Source organism: Paludisphaera soli (assembly GCF_011064595.1).
GTDB lineage: Bacteria > Planctomycetota > Planctomycetia > Isosphaerales > Isosphaeraceae > Paludisphaera > Paludisphaera soli.
Genome location: NZ_JAALJI010000002.1, coordinates 314,666 through 329,618 on the forward strand (window position 1 = coordinate 314,666; position 14,953 = coordinate 329,618).

9 protein-coding genes are annotated in these 14,953 nt (G+C 70.0%); 7 read left to right on the forward strand and 2 right to left on the reverse strand.

Annotated features, from left to right (window positions below; translation table 11 throughout):
• Positions 1–26 precede the first annotated feature (26 nt).
• From G6O68_RS04195 to G6O68_RS04205, 3 genes are read left to right on the forward strand one after another with little or no spacing between them, the layout of a single operon-like run.
• Positions 27–827 carry a WD40 repeat domain-containing protein gene (locus G6O68_RS04195; RefSeq protein WP_165245135.1) on the forward strand — a complete coding sequence of 267 codons (801 nt, stop codon included), beginning with the start codon at positions 27–29 and terminating at the stop codon, positions 825–827.
• A 34-nt stretch (positions 828–861) separates the two neighbouring features.
• Complete coding sequence (locus G6O68_RS04200; RefSeq protein ID WP_206108010.1) at positions 862–2,346, forward strand: sulfatase; 1,485 nt, start codon at positions 862–864, stop codon at positions 2,344–2,346.
• Between the two features lie 30 nt (positions 2,347–2,376).
• Positions 2,377–2,658: a hypothetical protein gene (locus G6O68_RS04205; protein WP_165245137.1), complete on the forward strand. Its 282-nt coding sequence runs from the start codon at positions 2,377–2,379 to the stop codon at positions 2,656–2,658.
• A 10-nt stretch (positions 2,659–2,668) separates the two neighbouring features.
• Here the strand turns inward: G6O68_RS04205 and G6O68_RS04210 are convergent, their stop codons facing one another.
• Positions 2,669–3,331 (reverse strand): Uma2 family endonuclease, encoded by a 663-nt coding sequence (locus G6O68_RS04210; RefSeq protein WP_165245139.1) that lies wholly within the window; start codon positions 3,329–3,331, stop codon positions 2,669–2,671.
• 92 nt (positions 3,332–3,423) lie between these two features.
• The gene (locus tag G6O68_RS04215; protein ID WP_165245141.1) at positions 3,424–3,825 is read right to left on the reverse strand and encodes a VOC family protein; all 402 of its coding nucleotides are present in this window, start codon (positions 3,823–3,825) and stop codon (positions 3,424–3,426) included.
• 355 nt (positions 3,826–4,180) lie between these two features.
• On the opposite strand from G6O68_RS04215, the gene secA reads away from it, so the two are divergent.
• The 4 genes from secA (at position 4,181) to G6O68_RS04235 (ending at position 14,872) form a co-directional block, all read left to right on the forward strand.
• Positions 4,181–7,810, forward strand: a complete 3,630-nt coding sequence (gene secA / locus G6O68_RS04220) for a preprotein translocase subunit SecA (RefSeq protein ID WP_165245143.1) — start codon at positions 4,181–4,183, stop codon at positions 7,808–7,810.
• A gap of 330 nt (positions 7,811–8,140) precedes the next feature.
• Positions 8,141–9,451 carry a 3-deoxy-D-manno-octulosonic acid transferase gene (locus G6O68_RS04225; RefSeq protein ID WP_165245145.1) on the forward strand — a complete coding sequence of 437 codons (1,311 nt, stop codon included), beginning with the start codon at positions 8,141–8,143 and terminating at the stop codon, positions 9,449–9,451.
• A gap of 137 nt (positions 9,452–9,588) precedes the next feature.
• A complete protein-coding gene (locus G6O68_RS04230; RefSeq protein ID WP_240911031.1) occupies positions 9,589–9,945 on the forward strand; it encodes a DUF3467 domain-containing protein in 357 nt (118 codons plus the stop codon).
• Positions 9,946–10,297: 352 nt separating this feature from the next.
• Positions 10,298–14,872: a hypothetical protein gene (locus G6O68_RS04235; protein WP_165245149.1), complete on the forward strand. Its 4,575-nt coding sequence runs from the start codon at positions 10,298–10,300 to the stop codon at positions 14,870–14,872.
• Positions 14,873–14,953: the final 81 nt, after the last annotated feature.

Sequence of the window (14,953 nt, forward strand, 5' to 3'; positions counted from 1 at the left end):
CCGGCGGCGGCGAGGAGCGAGCAGTGGTGAAGACGTCGCGTCGAATGCGGTTCGCGGTCGGGGTCTTCGCCGTCTTGTTGCTCGGTCGCGTAGCGTTTCTTGGCGCGGTAGGGCCGCGGCCGGCGGCGACGCTGCGGGGATCGCACGTCTTCCAGATCGCCTTCTCGCCCGACGGCCGGACGCTGGCCTCCACCGATGTCGACCGGGCGATCAACCTCTGGGATGTCGACGGGCGAAGAGTCCGCGCCGTCCTTGAGGGTCACGACGCTTTCGTCGATTGGATCCGGTTCTCGCCCGACGGCGAGACTCTTGCCTCGTCGACCTCTCGCGAGGGGGAAGGGCGGAATCTCTGGGACGTGGCCAACGGGACCTTGATCAGGGAGACGACGCGGGCCGAGGCCCCCGACTGGGCCCGCGAGCCGCCGTCCGAGCGGATGCAATCGGGGCGGGTCGGGGCCCGGCTGGCCCAGAGCGATGGCCTGGGACACTTCCGGGCCGTCGAGCTGCTCGACGTGGCAACCGGCGAGGTCATCGCCAGCTTGGCCGGGCACCGGGATCAGGTCAACGCGGTCGCGTTCTCGCCGGACGGCGCGCTGGCGGCCACGGGGGGCGGGTCCCTCGACCATCCCTGGCCGGTGAACAGGGCCGGCGACGCCCGCTTGTGGTCGGTGAAGACGGGCAACCTGCTGGCCGTGCTCGGCGGCCACTGGGGCCCCGTCTCGGACGTCGCGTTCTCGCCCGACGGTGCGATCCTGGCGACCGCGAGCTACGATGGCTCAATCAAATTGTGGAGCGTCGCGAAGCTTGTTCGCGGCGTCGCTTACTGATGCATTCGGATTACAGCTTGGCGGATCATCACACATGACGATGTCCCGAATTTTGACGGCCTTCGCCCTCACGACTCTCGCCTGGACCGGACGGGCCGAGGAGCCGGGGAAGCCGAGGCCCAACGTCCTGTTCCTGGCGGTCGACGACCTCCGACCAGAGTTCGGGGCCTACGGCTCGCCGCACGTGAAGACGCCGAACCTGGACAAGCTGGCGGCGCGGGGGGTGACGTTCGATCGGGCGTATTGCCAGCAGGCGGTCTGCTCGCCCTCGCGGTCGAGCCTGCTGACGGGGATGCGGCCGGACTCGACCAAGGTTTACGACCTGGTCAAACACTTCCGCGAGGCCCTGCCGGACGCCGTCACGCTGCCGCAGCTCTTCAAGCAGAACGGGTACCACGTCCAGGGCATGGGGAAGATCTTCCACCCGAGCGTCCAGGACCCGCCGTCGTGGTCGGTCCCCTGGGAGATGGCGCAGGCGCCGATCTACGGGCTGGAGGAGAACCGCAAGATCCGCCAACGCAAGTCGGCGGCGGCGAAGGCGGCCGGCAAGACCGGCAAGGCCGCGAACCGCGCGTCGCTCGGGCCGGCGTATGAATCGGCCGACGTGCCCGACGAGACGTTCGTCGACGGCAAGATCGCGGCCAAAGCCGTGCGGACGCTCGGCGAGTTGAAGGCGGGGCGCGAGCCGTTTTTCCTGGCCGTCGGCTTCGCGCGGCCGCACCTGCCGTTCGTGGCTCCGAAAAAGTACTGGGACCTGTACGACCCCGCGAAGATCGCCCTGGCCCCGAACCCGTTCCGGCCGGAGGGGGCGCCCGATTACGCCCTGCTCGACAGCGGCGAGCTGAGGGGCTACCACGGCATGCCGAAGAAAGGTCCGATCCCCGACGAGGCCGCGCGGACGCTCAAGCACGGGTACTACGCGGCCGTGAGTTACATGGACGCCCAGGTCGGCCGGGTGCTCGACGAGCTGGACCGGCTCGGCCTGCGCGAGAGCACGATCGTCGTCCTCTGGGGCGACCACGGCTGGAAGCTCGGCGAGCACGGCGCCTGGTGCAAGCACTCGAACGTCGAGCTGGACACCCGCGTCCCCCTGATCGTCGCCGCGCCCGACCTCGCCTCCCCCGGCGCGCATACGAAGACGCTCGTCGAGTTCGTCGACATCTATCCCACGCTTGCCGACCTGGCCGGCCTGACCCCGCCGAAGGAGCTGGAAGGCGTCAGCTTCGCGCCGGTGCTCCGCTCGCCCGATCGCGCGTGGAAGTCGGCCGCGTTCAGCCAGTATCCGCGACCCGGACTGATGGGCTACTCGATGCGGACCGACCGCTTCCGCCTGACCCGGTGGGTCAAGAGGGCCGACCCCTCGCAGGTGGACGCCGTCGAGCTGTACGACCTCCAGGCCGACCCCGACGAGAACCGCAACCTCGCCGCCGACCCGGCCCAGGCCGAGAACCTCAAGGCCTTGACCGAGCGATGGCAGGCCGGCTGGCGCGGGGCCTTGCCGAAGGCCGAGACCCCTTGAGTCGGATCCGCGAGGAAGTGGGAGGCCGGGATGTCGGACGTGAATCGGATGCGACTGCTGATCGTCTTCCAGCTCGCGGCCGTCGCGGTGACCGGCTTCGGCTTCCGATCGTGGGAATATGGTGGCGACGTGGCTCGATGGGCCGAGCCGGCGGCCGTCCTGGCGTTCCTCGCGTTCGGGGCGTCGCTCGTCGGCTTCCTCGTCCTGCTGGCCGGTTCTTCGATCGCGGGGCCGCGACGCTGGCTGCTCGTGGCCGTCGAAGGGCTCATCGTCTGGGCGGGCTTCCTGGCGTCGCTGCCGGGCGTCCAGTAGCTAGGGCGGGTCAGCGGCCGGCCGGTCCGGTGCGTTCGGCCTGGGCGAACCACTCGGCCAGCGGCAGGAGGAAGCCTGGGAGCACGGCCCCGCCTTCGAGCACGTCGGCCGCCGTCAGGACGACGGGCGCGGCCGGCGACTCGTAGACGCGGACCTCGCGGGCCTTCGGGTCCACGTACCATACCAGCCGCACGCCGGCCCGGAAGTACTCGTCGAGCTTCCGGGCCATCTCCCGGCGGGTGTTCGACTTGCTCAGGATCTCCACCGCCAGGTCGGGCGCGACCGCCGGGATCTCGCCCCGGCTCAGGTCCTTCGGGTACCGGTCCCAGGAGATGAAGGCGACGTCCGGGATGCGGACGAGGCCGGGGAGCAGCCTCATCGTCCCGTCGGAGCCGAGCACCACGCCGAGGTCGTGCTGGAGAAGGTAGAGGTTGAGATGGAAGGCCAGCAGGATCGCCCACCGCGACTCTTCAAAACCCATCGCCTTCTCCACCAGCACGCCGTCGACGAGTTCGTACAGTCGGTTCTCGCGATCATGGGCCTCGATCACGTCGCGCTCGGTGGCCGTGCCGGGCGTGGGGACGAGCCGCACGCGCGAGGCGGGGACGTCGCCGAGCCGCTTCAGCAGTTCGGCCACGGTCTGGGGGGCCGTCGTCTTCGTCCTGACGGGCATGGGCGGTCCTCGATAGTCGAGAGGCGGTGCGCTCCCCTGGATTCTGCACCTCGATCGGGCGGCGAGGCAAGGGGACGCGGCCTTCCGGTCCGTTAGGATTTCGGTCGGTAGGAGTCGAAGTGCCAGTGGTGGCCCTCGGGATCCCTCGCGGTGTAGGCGCGCGAGCCGTAATCCGTGTCCTTCGGGGACTCGACGATTTCGGCCCCGGCGGCGAGGGCCCGGTCGTGGTGGGCGTCGACGTCGTCGACCGCGACGCAGACCGATTGATGCCGGCCCGCCAGGTCGAGCGGGCTGCGCCAGCCGGAGTCGGGCTTCGCACCGCCCAGGAAGAGGATGCCGCTCCCATACGTCAGCTCGGCGTGGGCGACCGTGCCGTCGGGGGTTCGGTAATCCTGCAAGACCCGGAAGCCGAACGCCTTCGGCAGCCAGTCCAGGGCGGCGGCGGGGTCGCGGTAGAACAGGGCCGGGTGGAAACTCGGGGCTTGGGGGGACATGGATGATCCTTTCGCGAACGGATCGAGGGCGAAAAGTCGACATGGCGTCGGAAAGGGCCCGAAAATCGGGAGGCCGTCTCCCGGTCGTCGGGCGTAGAATACCAGGGTCGGGCCGGAGGCCCATGTCAGCTTTCTCCGACGCCTTCGGCACCATCGGAATCGTGCTCGCGACGCCGCGTCCGCCCCGCCGGGGCGAAAAAGCGTGGGCCGGGCGTCCCATGAGGGGATCGTGAAAGCCGAAGGGCCGGCGTGGGACGTCTCGCCGTCGCGATTGACGAAATCCGCACGTCCGTTGTAAGATGCAGTATTGCAATGACTTGCTGCAACGTATCATTCGCACGGGGACCACGCGGCAATGGAAGTGCTGACCGAGCTTTGGGATAAGACGACCGACGCCCTGTCGGCCCTGTCGGAGGGGGTTTCGGAAGGTCTCGTGCGGGTGTTCGGCAGCTCCAACGAGCGTCGCATCCGCCAGATGCGGCCGATCGTGGCCCGGATCAACGAGCTGGAGCCTTCGGTCCAGGCGCTGTCCGACGACGAGCTGAAGGCCAAGACCGCCGAGTTCCGCCGCCGCCGCGAGGCGGGCGAGACGCTCGAGCAGATCCTGCCCGAGGCGTTCGCCGTCTGCCGCGAGGCGGGCCGCCGCTACCTGAACATGCGGCACTTCGACGTCCAGCTCATGGGCGGCATGGTCCTGCACGGCGGCAACATCGCCGAGATGGTCACCGGCGAGGGCAAGACCCTGGTCGCCACCCTGGCGGCGTACCTGAACGCGCTCGACGGCAAGGGCGTGCACGTCATCACGGTCAACGACTACCTGGCCCGCCGCGATGCGGAATGGATGAGCCCGCTCTACCAAGGCCTGGGCATGACCGTAGGGGCGATCCAGTCCGAGATGGACTCGGCCGAGCGTCAGGACATCTACGGCCGCGACATCACCTACGGCACCAACAACGAGTTCGGCTTCGACTACCTGCGCGACAACATGAAGCCGACGGCCGAGCTGCAGTGCCAGGGCTCGCTCCACTACGCGGTCATCGACGAGGTCGACAGCATCCTCATCGACGAGGCGCGGACCCCCCTGATCATCTCGGGTCCGGCCTTCGACGACGTGCGGAAGTACGCCGAGGCCGACCGGATCGCCCGGCTCCTCAAGCGCGACCTCCACTTCGAGGTCAAGGAGAAGGAGCGGACCTGCCACCTGAACGACGCCGGCATCCGGGAGGCCGAGAAGATCGCCGGCCTGGAGAGCTTCTACACGCCGGGCAACATGGAGTGGCCCCACCTGATCGACAACGCGCTGAAGGCGCACCACCTCTACCGCCGCGACCGCGAGTACGTGGTCCAGCCCAACGGCGAGGTGGTCATCGTCGACGAGTTCACGGGCCGCCTGATGGTCGGCCGCCAGTGGTCCGACGGCCTCCACCAGGCGGTCGAGGCCAAGGAGCGGGTGAAGATCAAGGAGGAGAACCAGACCCTCGCCACGATCACGCTCCAGAACTTCTTCAAGCTGTACAAGAAGCTCTCGGGCATGACCGGCACGGCCATGACCGAGGCCAACGAGTTCTACAAGGTCTACGGCCTGGACGTGGTCGCCATCCCGACCAACCGGGGCCTCAGCCGGGTGAACTACCCGGACGTGATCTTCCGCTACGACCGCGAGAAGAACCAGGCGCTGCTCGACGAGATCAAGGAGGTCCACGCGACCGGCCGGCCGATCCTCGTGGGGACGGTGTCGATCGAGAAGTCCGAAGAGCTGTCCGAATATCTGACGCGGTACGGCATCCCCCACCAGGTCCTCAACGCCAAGCACCACGAGCGCGAGGCCGAGATCGTCGCCCAGGCCGGGCGGAAGGGGGCGGTCACGATCGCCACCAACATGGCCGGCCGCGGCACCGACATCATCCTCGGCGGCAACCCCGAGTTCATGGCCTGGGACGACCTCAAGCGCCTGACCAACGAGGACGGCCGGCCGCTCTACGAGACCCGCCTGGACGTCACCCCCGAGGCCTGGCACCAGGCCGTGTCCAAGTACGAGCCCGCGATGAAGGCCGAGGGCCGCGAGGTCGCCGCCGCCGGCGGCCTGCACATCATCGGCACCGAACGCCACGAGAGCCGCCGGATCGACAACCAGCTCCGCGGCCGCTCCGGCCGCCAGGGGGACCCCGGCTCCTCGCGGTTCTTCCTGGCGCTCGACGACGACCTGATGCGGAAGTTCGCCGGCGAGTGGGTCTCGGCCGTCCTGACCCGCCTCGGCATGCAGGAAGGGGAGGCCATCGAGAGCAAGATGGTCAGCCGCCGCATCGAGGGGGCCCAGAAGAAGGTCGAGGAGCGCAACTTCGACATCCGCAAGAACCTCCTCGAGTACGACGAAGTCATGGACGAGCAGCGGAAGCGGGTCTACTCGTTCCGCCAGGCCTTGCTCGACGGCTCGTCCCCCAAGGTCCGCATCCTGGAGATGATCGACTCCCAGATCCAGGACGCCGTCGACCGCTTCCTCGCCGACGACTACGGCCAGGCCAGCTTCGCCGAGTGGGTCTCCCAGCGCCTCGGCGCCGACGTGACCGCCCGCGACTTCCGGGGCGTCGAGTTCGAGGACGCCGGCGACATCGTCCGCCGCCGCGGCGAACGCCACCTCTACGAGTCGATCCGCGAGGCGATGGAGGAGAACGTCCCCGCCGACGCCGAGCCCTCGGAGTGGACCTGGGGCGCCCTGGTCAACTGGGCGAACAACCGTTTCGGCGTCTCCCTCAAAGAGAAAGACCTCCGGAAGTTCGAACACCGCTCCGGCGACGAGACCGAGCTGGACCGCCCGGGCCTGGAAGAATTCCTGTACGAGCAGGCCAAGGAGTCGATCGAGAAGCTCGACCTCGAGCCCGCCCGCGAGTTCCTCCAGCCGGATTGGGGGCGCCGCAGCCTGGCCGGCTGGGCGCACCACAAGTTCGGCATCGCCGCCGACGCCTCCGAGTGGAAGGGCCTCGACCGGGCCCAGATCGCCCGGAAGCTCAAGGAGCAGGCCCGCGAGCTGTACGTCGCGAAGGAGGCGGAGCTTCCCGTCCGGATCGCGTCGACCCGCTTCCTCGGCGACCGGTCGCACGCCCAGAACCAGGCCCCGCGCTACGACCGCGAAGGGCTCGCCGCCTGGGCCTCCGAGCGGCTCCACAGCCTCGTCGACCCGGCCGAGCTGCAGACGATGCTCCGCCCCGAGATGGAGGCGCACCTCATCGCCCTGGCCCGCAAGAAGTACGACGGGGCCCGGCTCTCCGAGGAGCTGGCGACGCGCCTCGACGCCGCCTTCCCCCGCGGCCCGAAGAGCGCCCCGTCGCCGGCCGCCCTCGCCGAACTGGTCGAATGGGCGAACCGCCACGTCGGCTCGACCCTCACCGCCGACGAGCTATCCGCCCTGCCCCCGGACGAGGCCCGCGAGCGGATGACCGCCCTCCTCGACGCCAAGATCCGGCCCGAGATGCGCGAGATGGAGAAGGTCCTTCTGCTCCAGATCCTCGATTCGAGCTGGATGGAGCACCTGCGGGCGATGGACCACCTCCGCAGCTCGATCGGCCTGCAAGGCTACGCCCAGATCGACCCCAAGGTCGAGTTCAAGCGCGAGGGCATGCGGATCTTCGGCGAGATGTGGAACGGGATCGGCGACCGCGTCACCGACCTGATCTTCCGCGTCGAGCAGTTCGACCCCGAGTTCCTCTCGTACCTCGGCTCGCGTTGGAAGCTGGACCGGGCCCAGGCCATCCACCAGGAGGTCGAATCGGCCTCGTCCTCGGTCGCCGCGGTCCCCGACTCGGGCAACGGCGTCCGTCGGACCCAGGACGCCGCCATCCAGGCCGGCGAATCCGGGGCCGATAAGAAGAAGGAGCCCGTCCGCAACGTTGGCAAAAAGGTGGGTCGCAACGACCCCTGCCCCTGCGGATCGGGAAAAAAGTTCAAAGCCTGCCACATGCGCCAGCAGTCTTCGCCCGACGTCTTCTGAGCTTCCGGCCCGATCTCCGCCGCTCGCCGAGCCCTCGGGGACGCCCCGTGGGGCTCGCGCGATCGAGCGGAGTCAGGACCCGTCGCATCGCCCGCGCGAGGCGGTCTGATCCGTTTCAGGGCAATCGTTTGCGTCGCGGAACGAGGATTCGGGCGGGACCGGCGGGCCGATCCCTTCAAGGATGAAGGCCGGACGCCCCGGCGGCCGCGAGGGGCGGGACCGACTCCCGCCGGCCGGGCGCCGGGTGCGACGGCGGGCACGGCGATTGCTTTACGACTCGCGTCTCGTCGAGCGGACCACTCGCTCTCTATCGGGAAAGGATTCCCCGGGATGCCGCTGGTTTTGAACCTGATCTACGTCGCGACGCTGATCGTGCTGTCGCCGGTCATCGCGTTCCGGATGGTGCGTTCGGGCAAGTATCGCGACGGCCTCTGGGAGAAGTTCTCGGGGGACGCCCCGAATCGCATGGGCGAGGGGCCCTGCCTCTGGTTCCACGCCGTCAGCGTGGGCGAGGTCCTGCTGCTGCGGCCGCTGGTCCGCGAGATGGCCCGCCGCCGGCCGAACTGGGAGATCGTGATCTCGACGACCACCCCCACCGGGCTGGCCGTGGCGAGGCGGACCTTCCCCGAGCTGATCACCTTCTACGCCCCGTTCGACTTCAGCTGGGCGACCCGGCGGGCGATGGCCCGCGTCCGGCCGACGGTCCTGGCGCTCGTCGAGCTGGAGCTGTGGCCGAACCTGATCCGGGCCGCCAAACGCTCCGGGGCGAACGTCGCGGTCATCAACGCCCGCCTGAGCGAGCGGAGCCACCGGGGCTATCGCCGGATCCGGGGGCCGCTCGGCCCCACCCTGCACCGCATCGACGCGGTCGCGGCGCAGGACGAGGACTACGCCCGCCGGTTCGTCGACCTGGGCGTGCCCGTCGACCGCGTGAGCGTGACCGGGTCGGTGAAGTTCGACGGCCTGGAGAGCGACCGCAACAACGCGAAGACCCGCAAGCTCCGGACGGAGTTGGGCCTGACGGCCGCCGACCTGATCTTCGTGGCCGGCAGCACGATGGACGGCGAGGAGGAGGCGGCGCTCGCCGCGTATCGCGCGGCTCGTCGCGACCATCCCCGCCTGCGGCTCGTGCTGGTGCCGAGGCACGCCGAGCGGTTCGAGGCCGTGGCCCGCTGGCTGGAATCCGAGGGCGAGACGGTGGTCCGGCGGAGCGAAGGCCCGGCGTCTCCTCCCCCCCCAAGCGGTTCGGCGCCGGTCGTCCTGATCGACACCCTCGGCGAGCTGGGGGCGGTCTGGGGCCTGGCGGACGTCGCGTTCGTCGGCGGCAGCCTGCTCCCGGGCCGGGGCGGGCAGAACATGATGGAGCCGGCGGCCTACGGAGCGTCGGTGATGTTCGGCCCCCACACGGCCAACTTTCGCGAGACCGTGGCCCAGCTGCTGGCGCGCGACGCCGCCCGGCGGGTCGCCGGGGCCGGCGAGCTGGCGGCCCGGCTCCGCGAGGACCTCGACGAGCCGGAGAAGGCCGCGGCCCGCGGCGAGGCGGGGCGGCGGTTCGTGCTGGCCCAGCACGGGGCCTCCGGGCGGACGCTCCACGAGCTGGACCGCCTGGTCGAATCGTCGCACGCGCAAAAATCGGCTTGATCGGTTTTTCCGTTTCGCGATAGTCTTCACCTGATATCGTGGACCCGGGACCGAGAGATCGCCGTGTGCTCTCCTCTCCCGGACACGGTCCTGGACCCCGCACGGCGGCCTACGATAGGAATAGGATGGATCTGGAAATGAGCGAGCCCGAGAACCCCACGCCGCAGCAGCAGGTGACCACCGAGGTCGTCGTCGACGATTCCGCGACGGTGCCGTCCTACTCGAACTTCTGCCGCGTGACGGCGACGCCCGAGGAGGTCATCCTCGACTTCGGCCTGAACCCTCAGCCGTTCGCCCAGGGCCGGCAGGACGTCAAGGCCATCCAGCGGCTCGTCATGAACTTCTACACCGCCAAGCGGCTGCTGACCGCGCTGGGGATGACGATCCAGCGCCATGAGGGGACTTTCGGCTCGATCGAGCTCGACGTCCGCCGTCGCGCCCAGGTGCCGCAGCAGGCCCAGACGAGCCCCGGCCCGAAGGGCGTGGTCGAGTAAGCCGACCGCCCCGAATCCCGGAAAGCCCACCCGCGGGAGGCCGCGGCGAGCAACCCTCGCCGCCGCCTCCCGCGTCTCATTCCCCGCCTCCCGCCCGCACGCCCCCCTCGCCCGGCCCCGGGCCGCTCCTAGCGATTTTTCCGCTTGCATCGCCCCTTTCCCTGATCGCCGCGGGCCCCGACGGCCGATTCAGATGTTGACAAAAGATCCGCGTGCGCGGGTTGCACCCCGAGTCCGGGTCTTGCCGGATGTTTCGACTCATCGTCAAACGCCAGGTGCGCCGATACTGAGGATTGCCGGGCGTCTCGGCCTCGGTTCAGGACGGACGAGTCCAGCGATAGGAGATAATGGAATGTCTCAGCCATCCCGACCGCGGGCGCAAGGCCCAGCGCAGCGTCGTAACCGCAACCTCAAGCTCGAAGGCCTGACCGCGCTCGAGCGGCGTGACCTGCTGGCCCCCGTCGTGCCGGTGTATCCGCTCCAGGCCGAGTTCACGGCGGCGGACACGCCGACGAACGCGTTCCTGGGGACCGTGGTCGTCAGCTCGAACACCGATGCCGACACGCTCACCAGCGCCGCGCCGATCACCTCGGTGGCCCAGCTGACGCCCCTCTCGTCGTTCGGCGGCGACATGGTGCGGATCCAGGCCGGCCCGGGCGGCATCTTCGGCAACGGCCTCTATGCGATCTCTCGCGGGGCCGGCGACAACGAAGGCGCCGTGGACCGTCCGGGGGTGATCTACCGGATCGACTCGGCGACCGGCAAGGCCAGCGTGTTCTTCGACCTGAACACGGTCATGAGCCAGATCGACCCCAACGCGCTGAACACCGACGGCGTGAACCCGGCGGCGAACTCGCTGGGCGGGGCGTCCGGCGGGGCGGTCGACGCCACCGGGTTCACCAACTGGTACGACATCGCGTTCGACCCCGAGGGCTACATCGACGGCAAGCCGTCGATGCTGGTCACCACCTCGGACCGGTCCGACCCGGCGAAGAACGCGATCTACCGGATCGGGGCCGACGGTTCGTTCCTGGGCGCCTTCGTGACCCTGACGGACGGCCAGGCGGCGACCAAGTTCAACATCAACCCGACGGCCGTGGTCGTGCCGGGGCCGGAGTTCCAGAGCTTCCTCCGCGGGGTGATCGCCGGCAGCGGCGTCAGCTCGACCGGCGGCACGCTGGCCGCCCTGTTCTTCGACGCCAACCAGTATTCGCCGGGCCAGGTGATCTCGAACGCCTCGACGCTGCCGAAGGGGGTGTCGCAGACCGGGATGAGCGCCGGGCCGATCACGGGCATGACCCAGGCGAACATCGACTACTTCTCGCCGGTGTACTCGGCCTTCACCGACTTCGGGACCCCCGCGGGCGGCGGGATCCCCGCGACGCCCGGCTTCAGCGGCGTGCAGGGCTCCAACGGCGACCTGCTGATCGGCGACCCGTCGCTCGACTCGGTCACCGACCCGCTGGTCGTCGACGCCAACCCGTTCCTGACCACGCCGTTCCGGCGGTTCCAGGACATCGCGTTCGACCAGTACAGCTACTTCGCCCAGTCGGTGGGCCTGGAGGCGGCCGACTCGACCACCACGACGGGGGGCGTCGTGACCGGGGTGACGGTCACCGGCCAGCCGACCTACGCCGGCAACCTGTTCGTCAGCGACCTGGCCTCGGGCCTGTACGTCTCGGTGACCTCGGTGGAGGACGCGGCCCTCGGCATCCCCGCGGGCGTCGTCGTCAACGTCCCGGTGCAGGGGAGCGGGATCGTCGGCCTCGAGCTGGCCGACCCCAGCCAGCCCTACAACGCCGCGACCAACCCGCTGGTGCCGATCGTCACCAACGGCAACACCACCGGCGGCAGCAACATCGGCGGCCGGGTCGTCCGGATCACGCCGGTCGGGATCACGACGGTGTTCGCCCAGGGCTTCAACACCTCGGGCGCCCAGGACTCGACCAGCTTCATGGATTCGAGCCTGAGCATCACCTTCTCGGCCGACGGTACGGTCTTCTACGCGTCGGACGGCGACGGCATCTGGCAGTTCAAGACGACCGCCAGCCTCGCCGGCTCGACCTCGGGCACGCTGATCGGCCTGAACGACCTCCGCACCCTGGCCGTGCCCTATGACGGCCGCGGCAGCGCGGTGGCCGTCATCGACACCGGCGTCGACTCGCTCTCCTCGCCGTTCCGCGGCCGCGTCGGGGCCGGCAAGAACCTCTACACCGGGGGCAACGGCAACATCGACGTCGCGTCGCTCGACACCGGGACCACGGGGACCGGCGGCGGCGGCGGCACCGGCGGAGGCACAGGCGGAGGCACCGGCGGCGGCACCACCGGCGGCGGCACCGTGCTGGCCAACAGCTTCGACGGCCACGGCACGCCCGTGGCGGGCGTCGTCGCCCAGTTCGTCCCCCAGGCCACCATCAACCCGGTCGCGATCTTCTCGCCCTACTTCGGCTCGCTGACGATCACCGTCGGCGGCACGACCGGCGGCGGGACGGGCGGCGGCACCGGCGGCGGGACGGGCGGCGGCAGCCTGACCGCGACCGCCAACGCCCTGACGAGCACGAACGGCGTCTACAACGGCCTCGCCTACGTCGCCTCGCAGCCCTACGTCAACGACCCGGTGCGGCCGGGCCAGGTCTCCCGGGTGATCGCCTCGACCCTGGCCTTCGGCACCACCCAGACGTGGACGAGCGAGGCCCAGGCCTTCCGCAACTATCCCCAGATCGTCATCGCCCTGAAGCTCCAGCTCCGAAAGTTCCGCCAGCTGGGTATCGCGCCGATCGCGGCCGCCGGCCAGTTCGGCTCGCCGCTGGGCCTCGGCTCGGGCGGGACCACCGGCGGCGGCACGGGCGGCGGCGGCGGCGGCGCCGGCGGCGGCACCGGCGCCACCGCCACCGGCCTGTTCCGCAGCAACGCCGACGACCCGTCGCTGGGCGACACCAACGGCATGTCGCTGCCGGCCATCCTGAACGAGACGATCTCGGTGACGGGCGTCTATCCGTTCCCCTACTACACGAGCGTGTCCACCACGCCGGACAACCCGGCGGTGGGGGCGATCCCCAACCCGGCCGGCCCGGTTCTGGTCTTCGGCAACGCCCTCACGATCGGCGGGACGGCCACCGGCGGGACCGGCGGCGGGACGGGCGGCGGCACCGGCGGCGGCACCGAGGCCAACGTCGCGGCCAACGTCGAGACCTTTGCGGCCTCCGACTTCGCCATCTGGAACGACCGGGTCCCGGGGGCCGTGAACCGCACGATCGCCACCGACTTCGCGGCCCCGGCCCTCGACGTCCCCACCTTCCGCCGGCGGTTCTCGGCACTCCAGGCCGCGGACGCGACCGACGAGACCTCGGGCGACGCCGCCAACCGGCTGACCTTCACCCAGGTCGGGACCTCGATGTCGACCGGCATCCTGACCGGCGCCTACTCCATGGTGGCCTCGGCCCTGGACTACTGGACCAACCTCAACAAGGACCAGGGGGTCACCTCGGACGCGTACCTGACGACCCCGGTCGGCGTCCGCTCGCTGTACTTCAACCCCCACGGGATCGGCGACCTCTCGGCCTTCAACACGCCGGACGGGATCAACGGCATCCTCGCCTGGACGGCCGTCCCCGCCTTCGACCTGAACGACGGCGGCAGCCTCTCGACCCCGGCCCTGGTCAGCTCGACCGACAAGCAGCACGGCTTCGTCGGGGCGAACGAGCCGCCGGCCTACGCCCGCGTCTCGATCAGCAATGCGATCGCCGCGATCGAGGGGACCATCGCCCTCAACTACCTGATCAGCCAGAACGTCCTGCCGATCATCGACGCCAACAACGACGGCGTCCTGACCGCCCAGGAGGTCCAGGACTTCACCGACACGGCCGCGACCAAGGGCATGCCCGAGGCCGGCGCCATGGCCCGACTCCTCGGCGGCACGGCCACCTACGCCCAGACCCAGGCCGGCGTCAACAACGTCGTCTTCAACGAGAACCCGGACTCCCCCGGGGCCCTGCAACGCCGCTTCAACTTCTTCGACTTCGTCGCGAACGGCCAGCTCAAGGGCGGGGTCAGCCTGGAGAGCCTCAAGATGCTCTCCCAGACCCTGCTCCCCAAGCCGGACTCGTACGTGGTCGTCGACCGCCAGCGTGCGTCGGTCAACGGCTTCCTCGTCGACCCGACCGCCCAGCGGAACACCACGGCCCTGCAGCACAAGCTGCCGCAGTACATGTGGGTCCCGCAGGCCACGGTCGCCCGGTACCGCGGCATGTCCCCGGCCCGGTTCAAGATCAACCGCAACGAGGCGCCCGGCAGCTCGTTCCCGGTCTACACGCTGTTCCAGAACTCGCCCGCCCCGGTCCAGCGGGAATCCCGCACCGTCTCCACGAGCAAGGTCGTGAACGGCGAGAAGATCAACGTCGTCCAGGTGGTCCAGGGCCCGGCGATCTCGAACAGGCCCGCCGCGACCACGCCGACGACCACCACGCCGGCCCCGACGACCCCCACGCCGACGACCACCACGCCGGCCCCGACGACCACCACGCCGACGACCACCACGCCGGCCCCGACGACCACCACGCCGACGACCGTCACCCCGCCGAGCCAGGTGCTGGCGGCCCTGGTCGACCTGGCCAACCAGAACCAGCAGGCGAGCAAGTCCGGGACCACGCTTCCGGCGGCCACGCCCCTGGTGACCGAGCAGGCGACGACGCCCGCGACCACGACGCCCGCTTCGACGGCCGCCGTCTCCACCGAGGTCCCGACGACGCCGACGGCCGAGGCCGACGCCGCCGCCAAGACCGCCGCGGCCGAGCTGGCCGTCCAGCAGCAGGCCGCCGCCCAGGCCCAGGCCGCCAAGGCCGCCGCCCAGAAGGCCGCCCGGGCCTCCGCCAACAACAAGACCACCCTCCAGAAGATCTGGGACGACATCAAGAACCCGTTCACCTGATCCGGACGGGCCCTCGAACGAGGTGAATTCTCACGGCCGGCCTCGATCCCTCGCGGATCGGGGCCGGCCGTTTTGCGTCCA

Excerpts from the sequence above, each read along its gene's own strand:
- G6O68_RS04230 (WP_240911031.1), top strand. The coding sequence starts at position 9,589 with ATGAGCGAGCCCGAGAACCCCACGCCGCAGCAGCAGGTGACCACCGAG.
- G6O68_RS04235 (WP_165245149.1), top strand. The coding sequence starts at position 10,298 with ATGTCTCAGCCATCCCGACCGCGGGCGCAAGGCCCAGCGCAGCGTCGT.
- G6O68_RS04215 (WP_165245141.1), bottom strand. The coding sequence starts at position 3,825 with ATGTCCCCCCAAGCCCCGAGTTTCCACCCGGCCCTGTTCTACCGCGAC.
- secA (WP_165245143.1), top strand. The coding sequence starts at position 4,181 with ATGGAAGTGCTGACCGAGCTTTGGGATAAGACGACCGACGCCCTGTCG.
- G6O68_RS04200 (WP_206108010.1), top strand. The coding sequence starts at position 862 with ATGACGATGTCCCGAATTTTGACGGCCTTCGCCCTCACGACTCTCGCC.
- G6O68_RS04205 (WP_165245137.1), top strand. The coding sequence starts at position 2,377 with ATGTCGGACGTGAATCGGATGCGACTGCTGATCGTCTTCCAGCTCGCG.
- G6O68_RS04210 (WP_165245139.1), bottom strand. The coding sequence starts at position 3,331 with ATGCCCGTCAGGACGAAGACGACGGCCCCCCAGACCGTGGCCGAACTG.
- G6O68_RS04225 (WP_165245145.1), top strand. The coding sequence starts at position 8,141 with ATGCCGCTGGTTTTGAACCTGATCTACGTCGCGACGCTGATCGTGCTG.